The organism is Thiomicrorhabdus sp., assembly GCF_041583835.1.
In the GTDB taxonomy this organism is placed as follows: domain Bacteria; phylum Pseudomonadota; class Gammaproteobacteria; order Thiomicrospirales; family Thiomicrospiraceae; genus Thiomicrorhabdus.
Genome location: NZ_JBFHFC010000001.1, coordinates 1 through 12,323, shown reverse-complemented (window position 1 = coordinate 12,323; position 12,323 = coordinate 1). Strand labels below are relative to the sequence as shown.

12 protein-coding genes are annotated in these 12,323 nt (G+C 44.5%); 5 read left to right on the top strand and 7 right to left on the bottom strand.

Annotated elements, in window-relative coordinates; all coding sequences use genetic code 11:
• Positions 1 to 24: 24 nt before the first annotated feature.
• Complete coding sequence (gene infA / locus ABY044_RS00060; RefSeq protein WP_279418883.1) at positions 25 to 243, top strand: translation initiation factor IF-1; 219 nt, start codon at positions 25 to 27, stop codon at positions 241 to 243.
• A 247-nt stretch (positions 244 to 490) separates the two neighbouring features.
• Here infA and clpA read toward each other — a convergent pair whose 3' ends face one another.
• The 3 genes from clpA to ABY044_RS00045 form a co-directional block, all read right to left on the bottom strand.
• Positions 491 to 2,734, bottom strand: a complete 2,244-nt coding sequence (clpA, locus tag ABY044_RS00055) for an ATP-dependent Clp protease ATP-binding subunit ClpA (RefSeq protein ID WP_373016872.1) — start codon at positions 2,732 to 2,734, stop codon at positions 491 to 493.
• A 2-nt stretch (positions 2,735 to 2,736) separates the two neighbouring features.
• The gene (gene clpS, locus ABY044_RS00050; protein ID WP_373016871.1) at positions 2,737 to 3,054 is read right to left on the bottom strand and encodes an ATP-dependent Clp protease adapter ClpS; all 318 of its coding nucleotides are present in this window, start codon (positions 3,052 to 3,054) and stop codon (positions 2,737 to 2,739) included.
• Between the two features lie 206 nt (positions 3,055 to 3,260).
• Entirely contained in the window at positions 3,261 to 4,073 is an 813-nt protein-coding gene (locus tag ABY044_RS00045) for a DnaJ domain-containing protein (RefSeq protein ID WP_373016870.1), read from the bottom strand.
• Between the two features lie 347 nt (positions 4,074 to 4,420).
• Between ABY044_RS00045 and ABY044_RS00040 the strand changes: the two genes are divergently transcribed.
• Complete coding sequence (locus ABY044_RS00040; protein WP_373016869.1) at positions 4,421 to 4,981, top strand: PhnA domain-containing protein; 561 nt, start codon at positions 4,421 to 4,423, stop codon at positions 4,979 to 4,981.
• Between the two features lie 78 nt (positions 4,982 to 5,059).
• Here ABY044_RS00040 and ABY044_RS00035 read toward each other — a convergent pair whose 3' ends face one another.
• The 3 genes from ABY044_RS00035 to ABY044_RS00025 all read right to left on the bottom strand — a co-directional run bounded on the left by ABY044_RS00035 (position 5,060) and on the right by ABY044_RS00025 (position 9,422).
• Entirely contained in the window at positions 5,060 to 5,500 is a 441-nt protein-coding gene (locus ABY044_RS00035; protein WP_373016868.1) for a host attachment protein, read from the bottom strand.
• Positions 5,501 to 5,692: 192 nt separating this feature from the next.
• Entirely contained in the window at positions 5,693 to 7,030 is a 1,338-nt protein-coding gene (locus tag ABY044_RS00030; protein WP_373016867.1) for a diguanylate cyclase, read from the bottom strand.
• A gap of 166 nt (positions 7,031 to 7,196) precedes the next feature.
• On the bottom strand, positions 7,197 to 9,422 hold the full coding sequence (locus ABY044_RS00025) for an NADP-dependent isocitrate dehydrogenase (protein WP_373016866.1): 2,226 nt from the start codon (positions 9,420 to 9,422) through the stop codon (positions 7,197 to 7,199).
• A gap of 118 nt (positions 9,423 to 9,540) precedes the next feature.
• Between ABY044_RS00025 and ABY044_RS00020 the strand changes: the two genes are divergently transcribed.
• From ABY044_RS00020 to hflD, 3 genes are all read left to right on the top strand, one after another.
• A complete protein-coding gene (locus ABY044_RS00020) occupies positions 9,541 to 10,095 on the top strand; it encodes an rRNA large subunit pseudouridine synthase E (protein ID WP_373016865.1) in 555 nt (184 codons plus the stop codon).
• A gap of 109 nt (positions 10,096 to 10,204) precedes the next feature.
• Positions 10,205 to 11,326: a tRNA 2-thiouridine(34) synthase MnmA gene (mnmA, locus tag ABY044_RS00015; RefSeq protein WP_373016864.1), complete on the top strand. Its 1,122-nt coding sequence runs from the start codon at positions 10,205 to 10,207 to the stop codon at positions 11,324 to 11,326.
• Positions 11,327 to 11,372: 46 nt separating this feature from the next.
• Entirely contained in the window at positions 11,373 to 12,047 is a 675-nt protein-coding gene (gene hflD / locus ABY044_RS00010) for a high frequency lysogenization protein HflD (RefSeq protein WP_373016863.1), read from the top strand.
• A 153-nt stretch (positions 12,048 to 12,200) separates the two neighbouring features.
• On the opposite strand, the gene ABY044_RS00005 is transcribed toward hflD, so the two are convergent.
• A partial coding sequence (locus tag ABY044_RS00005; RefSeq protein ID WP_373017291.1) for an IS3 family transposase occupies positions 12,201 to 12,323 on the bottom strand: 123 nt, incomplete at its 5' end.

Below are 12,323 nucleotides of genomic sequence, written 5' to 3'. Positions count from 1 at the left end.
TATTCTAAGGATTTACCTAGGCTTATGGCAAAACAAGATGTTATTGAATTTGATGGTGTAGTTATCGAAACGTTACCGAATACCATGTTTAAAGTAGAATTAGAGAATGGCCACCAAATTTTGGCGCACATCTCTGGTCGCATGCGTAAAAACTATATCCGAATTCTTGCGGGCGATTCAGTTAAAGTTGAACTGACTCCTTATGACCTAACCAAAGGTCGTATCACTTACCGCGGCAAATAATCCAGATAAAAAACAAACTAAAAAAACCACCGGAAACCATTAAAAATGATTCCGGCGGCACGGCCTAGAAAAATTTGGATTAAAGATTAAAAAAGCCCGCTTATCTAAAGAGATAAGCGGGCTTTTTTATTGGTTTCAATCAGCAGATTTAAACAAACAAACGTTCCATCACCCTATACACAAGCTTCAACAACCCTGTTCGTTTTTGCGTCTTGGCGGCTCGACATTACATCGAACCATCACCATCCTACTGCTCTACCTGAAAGACAAGTTCCTCGTTCTCGCAGTCGATTACAAGTTTTCCACCATTTTGCAAATCACCAAACAATATTTTATCTGCAAGCGGCTGCTTAACTTTCTCTTGAATCAAACGACTCATCGGACGGGCTCCCATTAGCGGATCATAACCGTGCTTAGCCAACCAGGCACGAGCATCATCCGTGACTTTCAAGGTCACCTTCTTATCTTCCAAGGACTGCTCCAAGGCGTAGATAAACTTATTCACCACGGAAGCCATCGAATCTTCAGAAAGTCGATTGAACTGGATTACCCCATCCAGACGATTGCGGAATTCCGGAGTAAAGACCTTTTTCAACTCCGCCTCGAAATCCATCGTATGATCTTGAACCGTAAACCCCATACTGGAACGTGCCATCTGCTCGGCACCGACATTGGAAGTCATGATCAAAATCACATTACGGAAATCCGCTTTACGGCCGTTATTATCGGTCAAGGTACCGTGATCCATTACCTGCAATAAGATATTAAACACATCCGGATGCGCTTTCTCTATCTCGTCCAGCAACACAACGGCATGCGGCTGCTTATTCACCGCCTCGGTCAATAAACCGCCCTGGTCGTAACCGACATACCCAGGAGGCGCACCAATCAGGCGCGATACCGTATGTCTCTCCATATATTCGGACATATCAAACCGCAACATCTCAACACCCAGGTGTTTAGCAAGTTGCTGCGTCAATTCGGTTTTACCCACCCCGGTCGGCCCGGCAAACAAAAAACTGCCGGTAGGCTTATTCGGATCACCCAATCCGGAACGCGCCAACTTGATGGCCGAGGTTAACTGGTCAACCGCATGATCCTGACCGAATACCACTCGCTTGAGGTTATCCCCCAAGTCGTGCAATTTATCTTTCTCTTTTTGAGTAATTTGCGATACCGGTATGCGTGCTATACTTGCAACCACACTTTGAATTTCGGCAACGCCAATCTGCTTTTTACGCTTGCTCGCTACCATTAAAGCCTGTTTAGCTCCGGCTTCATCGATTACGTCGATCGCCTTATCCGGAAGGTGACGATCCGTGATGTAACGCGCCGACAATGCCACCGCTTCCTTCAAAGCAGGCAAAGTGTACTTAACATGATGATGCTCTTCATATTTATCTTTAAGCCCTTTCAGAATTTCGAAGGCTTCTTGAGCACTCGGTTCTTTCACATCCACTTTTTGAAAACGTCTTGCCAAAGCACGATCTTTCTCGAAAATTCCACGATGCTCTTCATAGGTCGTTGCTCCAATGCAACGAAGCTTTCCGGACGACAATGCAGGCTTCATTAGATTGGAAGCATCCATCGCACCACCCTGAACGGCACCGGCACCAATAATCGTATGGATTTCGTCGATAAACAGAATCGCATGCTCATGCTGTTCCAACTCTTTCAGCAAACCTTTGAATCGTTTTTCAAAATCCCCACGATAACGCGTGCCGGCAAGCAATGCCCCCATATCCAAACTGTAAACCACCGCATCCAACAGTTGTTCCGGAACCTTTTGATGAACAATTTGATACGCCAATCCTTCGGCAACAGCCGTTTTACCTACACCCGGCTCTCCGACCAATAAAGGATTGTTTTTACGGCGACGACTTAAAATTTCCAACGTCCGATTCAATTCCCACTGACGTCCGATAATCGGGTCGATCTTACCTTCCTCTACGGCCTGATTTAAATTAGTGGCAAACGACTCCAACGGACTCTTATTCTCGCTACTCTCGGCAACGCCTTCGCCTTGCTCGCTCCCGTCATTTGACGGCATACTGTATTCGTCGGAATCGCTGGCGGTAACGCCATGAGAAATATAACTGAGCACATCTACCCGATCGACACCATTACTTTCCAATAAATACACGGCTTGAGAGTCTTGCTCCGAAAACATTGAAGCCAAAACATGCAACCCCGTCACTTCCGGATAGCCATTTGACTGCACCAGATAAATTGCCCGCTCGATAACGCGTTGGAAACTCATGGTCGGCTGCAACTCGTCCGGTTTACGGCTCACCATCTCGGATTCCAAAAACTTTTCCAGTCCCGCTTCAATCTGATTTACATCGGCTCCGCACGCACGCACTGCCTCTTGAACTTCCGGCAAGCCCAGCAACTCAAGTAACAAATGTTCCAAGGTCACAAACTCATGCTCGTATTCATGAGCCACACTAAAGGCATTGCTTAACGTCATTTGTAGTTCTTTACTTAACACGATCAAGCCACCTCTAACTGACACATTAATGGATGTTTATTCTGGCGGGAAAAGCGGTTTACCTGCTGAACTTTCATCTCCGCCACTTCTCGGCTGTATACGCCGCATACACCTTTACCATGATGATGAACCGCTAACATAACTGCACTTGCTTTTGCCTCGTCCAAACCGAAAAAACGCATTAAAACCTCCACGACAAAATCCATCGGAGTGTAATCGTCATTCAATAGCACCACCTGATAACGTTTCGGCGGCTTCACTTTGGCTCGAGCCGCTTCTAAAAGCAGGTTGCCATCATCATAATCTTGAGAATGAGACATAACTAAAAATCTTTACTTCTTATGTTTGCAGTTGTTTAGCAGAGGCTGTAAACACCCCTACTCTAAAAATATTACGGAATGATTTTATGAATCTTCATAAGGCCATATTGTAGCCTTTTCAAGAGAGGTGAGGAAACTATGGTTTGAAATTGTTTAATCCGAACGGTAATCATTCCGACATGAACGGATTGGCAAATAGATAAACGTCAAGCAGCGATTAAACGTGCGTAAAGGTGACCGGCCTGTCCGGTTTCGTCAGAGGGCAATCCCATATTATCAATACGGATAAATGTATCGGGCGTATAATTCGACGGCACTTTAATGGAAACCGAACCGCTCGGCGCTTCGAGCTTAATCTGGTTACCTTCCGTCAATAAAGGTTCGGCGACATTGAACGTACCATAGATATCGGCACCTTCCAACTGCCACTTTATGTTGTCGTTTTTAATTTCAAAACGGACTAGAAAGTCGCCGGGCTTACCGCCGAACAAACCGCTATACCCCATTCCACTCAAAAGAAACGTTTTACCCATTAATGCCTCACGGGTAAATTTCATTTTGACTTTCAGACTTGGAATATAAAACGACTGCAGACGAAGCAGGCGAATCGCATATCTCAAAGTTAACGGATAGGTGATCAAACGGTCTTTACCATCGATGGGACGGTGCGTTCGGTAGCCATTTGAAGAATAAGAGGTTTTATCAGAGGATTTCTGTTTAGCTTGCGTTTTTTCACGCGTTGCGGACGTCTCGTCAAAAGGATTTTGACTAAAGTGCGCACGGTTTCTTAACTCAAAGTCGCGCCAGTAAGCATCCCGGTATTTGCTTAGGATTTCGTATGCCTCGGCAACTTCCTGGAATTTCTTTTTTGCATCGTGAAGTTTTGAAACATCTGGATGGTATCGACGGGCTAATTTACGGTAAGCCTGTTTGACGGTTTTAGGACATGCCTCTTTATGAATACCTAAAACGGCAAAATAATCAATATTTGAATTATATGGACGATTCAAACTAGCCATTCAATAAGTCAATTCTCAAGTAAGAGGTAAAGTCACTGTTATGCCGAAAGATCGTACTATCGGCGCCAAAACTAAATCCATTCTAACGTTAATTTTTGAAAAAAAAAAGTAAATCTCTATCAAATACAGGCTCTTTGACAAAACCCCATAAATGACTGTAAACACTGCCATCTTTTAAAATCAGGCCTGCCACTTCAGCCAATGGTTTGAGACACCTACTTCAAAACATTTAGTCCCACAATCAAACGCGCTTATATGTACTTTCAATTCTCATTTTTTGTTGAAATAATCACAAAATTATTCTCAAATTAGCGATAATAGCGCAGTTTAAACAAAGGAGGAATCCTATGAGTATTGACCAAACATTATTGGATCGTAGTGGCGCAAAGTGTGAACTGTGCGGCGCTGAAGAGAACTTAAGCACTTATGAGGTCGCACCAAGCGACGAGAGCATTGTCGTCTGTCAGACCTGTAAAGAGCAGATCGAATCTCCCGAAAAAATGGATTCGAATCACTGGCGCTGCCTTAACGACAGCATGTGGTCTCCCGTCCCGGCCGTTCAGGTAATGGCTTACCGCCTACTGCATCAATTACGCTCGGAAGGCTGGCCGCAAGACTTGCTTGACATGATGTATCTGGAAGAAGACGTCAAAGCTTGGGCCGATGCCGGTTTAACTTCGGACGATGAAGATTCGATCGTTCACAAAGACAGTAACGGTACGATTCTTCAAGAAGGCGACAGCGTCACTTTAATTAAAGACTTGGATGTTAAAGGTGCGAACTTTACTGCAAAACGAGGCACCCTAGTCAAAAACATTCATTTAACCGACAACCCGGAACATATCGAAGGGAAAGTCAACGGCACACAAATCGTGCTGGTAACGGCCTACCTGAAAAAGTCCAACTAATAAAAAACCGCCTTACGGCGGTTTTTTTTAACTCTCTACCTATCTACTTATCTGCTTATCTTGATAAATAAAAATGCTTTAAGCAAATGAGTGCGGCAAATAAGTCCGTATCTCCTGGGGAGACAGGGAGACAACGTTTTTATCCAATGTGAAAGCTACGTGCTTGGTCAACCTTGTCGAAAACGATTGGCGCAACTCTCCCAAAAATGCCGGTGCTGCCACAACAAACAATTTCTCAAATTTATTCTGGTTCAACTCGTCGCAAAGATGGCTCGAAACCGATTTAGCAAAATTCACTTCTTCTTGTTCTTTCGGACTAACTTCATCGGTATAGACATGCCCACCTGCACCTTGTACTCCATTCGCTTTACCCGGTAAGTCACTATCCATTTCCTGCTCATGCAAACGCCCTTCCGGATGGGCCAGAGTTTCGATTTCAATCAATTCGGCTACTGAGTTTTCGGCTGTAAAAATACGAGCACGACTGCTGTCTGCTACAAGAATCCACACTGGTTTCATAATTAACACCTCAAGAAAGTATTTGTTAATCAAACTATTACCTAAATTATGGGTAATGTTTTTTCATTCTACGCTTATGAAATAAAAAAGAAACCGGCATTTGACTAAACGCCTGTTTGCGACTTAATCAAAAGCCGCATTGTGGAACAAACAGACAGCCATGTTATGGCTTAAAAAAGAAAGAGATGGTGCTTAAACTAACCGCTTATTGACACAGACACGATTTCTACCGGCTTTTTTGGCGATATAAAGGGACTCGTCGGCCGCTTGAAACATCGTATTGAAATCAACGATCAATTCATCCTCTTCAAAGTCGGCATCACCTAACAACTCCATTAAATGATGACCTTTATGTTTATCAACACTGCAAACACCGATAGTAACACTCATATCGATGCCGTCCGGCTTCAATTCGGCAGCCTTATTACGCAACTGCTCGGCCTTAAAACACGCTGATTCATAACCACAGTTAGGCATTATAATGACGATTTCATCGCCGCCGTAACGCACCGATACATCAAGTGGATGGCTATTTTTTCGTACAAGCTCTCCAAGCTGGGTTAAAACGACATCCCCCGTCGTATGACCATGCGTATCATTGATTTGTTTAAAATAATCAATATCAATCACACATAACGCAATGGATTCACTTTGAATCAAAGCTTGTTTTACCAATCTTTCACCAAACTCATCAATATAATGACGGTTATTCAAGCCGGTAAGCGGATCCAAGTTCACTTTATTATGCAGGGCTTTCTGTGAAGCGACGGAAGCATCCAGCTGCTGCTTATTCATAATCAAATTAATCGCACGTGCCAGGAAGTCCGTTTCATGAAAAGGCTTGGCAATGAAATCGCCGGCACCATGCTTTAACACATACACCTGACGTAACAAATCATTCCAACCCGATACTGCAAGAATGGGCGTATTGCGAATTTCTTCACGCCCCTGTCTAACCAGATGGATTAAGCCAATGCCGCTAATTTGACCTTCCAGAACCAAGTCGGTAACCATTAAATCAAAATGCTGTTCTTCCAATATTTCCGCAGCCGCCTCACCGCTTTTAACATGCACCACACTCCAACCCGCATTTTCCATAATATGACGAGTATAGTCCGCCGTACTTTGGGTATCTTCAACGTAAAGCACCTTAGCCGAAATTTTTACCGTTGCATAAAACAGTAAACTTTTCATTGCCCGCTTAAGATTTTTGAAATCCGATTTTACAAAAATCTCGGTAAATCCGGCATCGTAAGCTTGTAGCTTAAACTCTTTAGTGACATTAGAAGTGATCAAAAACTTTGGAATAGACTGCAGTCGGTCGATTTTATTGATCGTTTCCAAAAAATCGAAACTGTTCATGTCGCCTAACTCGTGTGCGACACTGATGGCATTGGGCGTTTCATGTTTCAAGTACTCTAATGCTTCTCTTGCATTACTGGCTTCAAAAATCGAAATACTATCGTTACTTAACAGTTCATTTACGACTTTTCGATAGATCGCAGAGGTATCAACAATCAAAATATTCATTATGAAATTTACTTACTATTTACTGGGGTATACATACTAACAGATTATATCCCATCCTGAAACACAAAAAGCCAAACTGAACGACTATTCAGATTGGCTTTCTACTTTTGAATCAAACCGAATTTATCAAAAGAAAAACCGGAGCACCTCACCCATCTAGAATGAATTAAATAGACGATAAAACTGCATTGAAGGTTTTACTCGGGCGCATGGCCTGAGAAACCAATTCCGGGTTCGGCTGATAATATCCACCGATATCAACGGCACCGCCTTGAACGGAATTCAACTCTTCTACGATTTTCGATTCGTTTGAAGCCAACGCTTCGGCTACCGGTTTAAAAGTAGCTTGCAATTCAGCATCGTCCGACTGGCTGGACAATTCTTGCGCCCAGTACATCGCTAGATAAAAATGACTTCCACGGTTATCGATCTCGCCCACTTTACGCGAAGGAGACTTATTATTATCCAAGAACTGACCGGTCGCTTTATCCAATGCATTCGCCAATACTTGCGCTTTAGGGTTATTGAAATTAGCCGCAAGATGTTCAAGCGAAACGGCCAAAGCCAAAAACTCTCCCAATGAATCCCAGCGTAAATGATTTTCGGCCAAAAATTGCTGTACATGCTTTGGAGCCGAACCACCGGCTCCCGTCTCAAACAAGCCGCCGCCGTTCATCAATGGGACGATAGAAAGCATCTTCGCCGACGTCCCTAATTCCAAGATCGGGAACAAGTCCGTCAAGTAATCGCGTAACACGTTACCGGTGACCGAAATAACATCTTTACCCTCTTTCACGTGGCGCAGTGTAAAACGGGTCGCTTCTTCCGGCGACATGATATGGATTTCCAAACCGGTTAAATCGTAATCCAACAAATATTTATTCACTTTCTCGATCAATTGATGGTCGTGCGCACGATTTGTATCCAACCAGAAAACAGCCGGAGTACCGGTTGCACGTGCGCGATTCACCGCTAATTTGACCCAATCCTGAATCGGCGCGTCTTTGACTTGACACATACGGAAAATATCACCTTCCTCAACCGACTGTTCCAACAAGGTATTGCCTTGAGCATCGACGACTCGGACCGTTCCATTGCCGTTGACTTGGAAAGTCTTATCGTGTGATCCATACTCTTCCGCTTTTTGAGCCATCAACCCGACATTAGGAACCGTTCCCATGGTCGTCGGATCAAACGCGCCGTGATGCTTACAGAAATTAATTGTTTCTTGATATACGCCTGCATAACAACGATCCGGAATTACGGCCAAAGTATCTTGCTGCTTGCCGTCTTTGTTCCACATTTGGCCTGACGAACGAATCATCGCCGGCATGGACGCATCTACAATCACGTCGCTTGGTACATGTAAGTTGGTGATTCCTTTATCCGAATCGACCATAGCGATATCCGCGTGAGACGCCATGACCGCTTGAATATCGGCTTCGATTTCAGCCTTTTTATCCGCAGACAAAGATTGAATCTTACTGTAAACGTCACCTAAACCGTTATTTGGATTAACCCCCAAGTCGGCAAACGTTTGAGCATGCTTGTCGAACACGTCCTTGAAGAAGACTGTAACGGCCTGACCGAAAATAATCGGATCGGAAACTTTCATCATAGTCGCTTTCAAGTGTAGCGAGAACAAGATCCCCTGCTGCTTCGCTTCTTCCATCGCTTCGGCCAGAAATGTACGCAGTGCTTTCTGACTCATGACTGCCGCGTCGATAATTTCGCCTTCCTGTAGAGGTGCAACCCCTTTTAATTCGGTTGCTTCGCCATTTTCACCGACAAATTCAATTTTAAATTCCGTCGCTTCATTCAACGTAGTGGATTTCTCGGAACCATAAAAATCGCCTGTCGACATATGGGCCACATGCGACTTCGATTCAGCAGACCAAGCGCCCATCGAATGTGGGTTCTTTTTAGCGTAGTTTTTGACGGAAGCAGGCGCGCGACGATCCGAGTTACCTTCACGCAAAACCGGATTTACCGCACTACCCAATACTTTGGCGTAACGCGATTTAATCTGTTTCTCTTCATCCGTCTGAGGTTCGGCCGGATAATCCGGTACCGCATAACCGTGCGATTGCAATTCCTTGATGGCTGCAATCAACTGAGGAATTGAAGCACTGATATTCGGCAATTTAATAATGTTCGCTTCCGGAGTGGTCGCCAGCTCACCTAATTCAGACAAGGCATCGCCGATTCTCTGTTCTTCGGTCAGGTATTCCGGAAAGTTAGCGATGATACGCCCAGCCAATGAAATATCGCGAGTTTCAACCGCAACACCGGCCACACCGGTAAAGGCTTCGACGATCGGTAATAGAGAGTAGGTAGCTAATGCGGGTGCTTCATCCGTTAGGGTATAAATAATTTTAGATTGTTCTGTCATGTGAATTCCTGAATTATTCGCCTCGACCTTGAGAACTTGGTTCAATTAAAAATGTTAGAATGTTAAATATTCTAACCCACTCGCCTTAGAAGTCCCAAGAAACTTAAGAAAAGCATTCATGAGTCAAATTCTTTTATTCAACAAACCTTTTAATGTCCTCTGTCAATTTACCGACGACCCTCAATACCAGGATCAAAGAGAAACCTTGGCAAATTACATTAAAATGCCCGATTTTTATGCTGCCGGCCGCTTAGATCGAGACTCGGAAGGACTACTACTCTTGACCGACGACGGTAAATTGCAACATCTAATATCCGATCCAAAGCATAAATGGGCCAAAACCTACCTGGTTCAAGTGGAAGGCGAAGCCACAGTACAAGCCGTTAAACAATTGCAGCAAGGCGTTAAACTCAAAGACGGAATGACAAAGCCCGCCAAAGTAAAAAAAATCAATCAACCGCAATGGCTTTGGGAAAGGACTCCTCCGATTCGCGAACGCAAAAACATTCCGACCAGTTGGCTTGAAATCACAATCAGCGAGGGCAAAAATCGCCAAGTTCGAAGAATGACAGCGGCCGTTGGCTTTCCGACACTGCGCTTAATTCGTACCCGTATCGGTGATTTTCAACTAAAAAATTTACAACCGGGCGAAAGCCAATTAATCGAGTATTGATAACCATTTTAAATAACGGGCACGTCTAACGAATGCCGTTCGTTATAATCCCGTTATCACATTAGAATCCATAATGAATTTATTGGGCCGAGTTTGCTAAAATACGCTTATGAAAGAAAAATCTAAAACCAAAGTTATCGTCGGCCTGTCCGGTGGCGTCGATTCATCCGTGACCGCCCTTATTCTCAAACAACAGGGATACGATGTCGAAGGCCTGTTTATGAAAAACTGGGAAGGCGACGACACCGAAGACTACTGCCCTGCTGCGGAAGATCTCAAGGACGTCATGTCGATTTGCGAAAAGCTCGACATCCCTCTACATATCGAAAACTTTTCCAATGAATATTGGGATCGTGTATTTGAACACTTTCTGGAAGAGTACAAAGCCGGCAGAACCCCGAATCCTGACATCCTGTGCAACAAGGAAGTTAAATTCAAGGCGTTTCTGGATCACGCCTTGACGCTTGGTGCCGACTTTATCGCAACCGGACACTATGCACGCATACATCGGGACGAAGACGGCACCTGCCATTTATTAAAAGGATTGGATGATAACAAGGATCAAAGTTACTTCCTCTATACCTTGCAGCAGCACCAGTTGAGTAAATCGATGTTTCCGATCGGAGAACTGGAAAAGCCTTATGTCCGCCAACTGGCCGAAGAAGCCGATCTGATTACCCATGATAAAAAAGACAGTACCGGTATCTGTTTTATCGGCGAACGTAAATTCAAAGACTTTTTACAACGTTTCATCCCGGCGCAACCGGGTGATATTATCGACGATAATGGCAACGTAATCGGTCGCCATGAAGGCCTGATGTATTACACCGTCGGACAGCGCAAAGGCCTAGGAATCGGCGGCGGCCACGGGCAAGACAACTCGCCGTGGTTTGCTGCGGACAAAGACCTGCAAACCAACCAGCTGATTGCCGTGCAGGGTAAGCAGCACCCTTTATTGCAGCACCGCTATGTGATCGCCAATACATTGGATTGGGTTTCGGGCCACTGCCCTGCTTTAAACACACCGCTTAAAGCTAAAATACGTTATCGTCAACAAGAACAACCCTGCCAAATCATAGAGAGCGCCAACGGAGAGATCGTGGTACAGTTTGACGAATCACAAACTGCCGTTGCACCAGGGCAATCGATTGTATTTTATGACGGAGACGATTGTTTAGGAGGCGGAATTATCGACCAACGCCTTCACGAACTTTCGGAACGCAAACTTTAAAGGTCGACGTCCATTGACAGTCGCATTTAATTAACCGGAAAACTTTATGTCTAACTATACCGATCATGACCGTGCCGTTGCCCTTATTGGGATTTACCAAAGCGCCAAGATGGTCTACGATTTAGCAACAACGGGAAAAACCGACGAGTCGGCTTTTAAATCCAGCATTAACTCCCTGTTTTGCGATCAACCTAAAGACACTTTAGATGTTTTCGGAGGCAAAGCCGAGAACATACAGCTCGGCGTCAATACGCTCTTGGCTCAAATGAGTTCGGATCAGGCCATTCAAAACCGCAACGTTGAAATCACACGATACGTCCTGAGCATGATTATTCTGGAAAAAAAGCTTAACCAAATTCCTGATATCATGAATCAAATCTACAACATGCTTGAAACCGCGAAAACTCAACAGAATCATTTCGGTGAACTGCATGATAACGTCATCGCGTCACTGGCACGTACCTATACGGAAAACATTAGTAACGTCAGCCCACGCGTCATGGTCAACGGAAAGCACGGCCATTTACAAAATCCTGCCATTGCCAACAAAATCCGCGCCCTATTATTAGCCGGCATTCGCGCCTCGACCTTATGGCGTCAAGTCGGCGGAACACGCTGGGGATTAATCTGGTCGCGCAAAAAATATTTGCGTGCGGCGCAAGCCTTATCGAGACCGGATCACAACCAGGAACCGCCAAGTTACTTCAACCCTGACTTGTAGAACTTATTCAGATTAAAATAAGGAATGAATATGCAAATTATTGTTGAATCCAATCCGTCGCAACAGACTTTAGAGCAGCTCGGAGTTGATAGCTGGGCGATTTGGGAAAAAGAAGTCTCTCAGTTCACGGTAAACTGAATCGCCACTAAAATCCTAGAGACTTTTTAGCCTCATTTCGTACCGCTTCTCGTACTCAACTGGTGAAAGTTGGTTGTTCGAAGAATGACGTCGTTTGGGATTGTAAAACATTTCGATGTAATCAAAAATGTCTTGGCG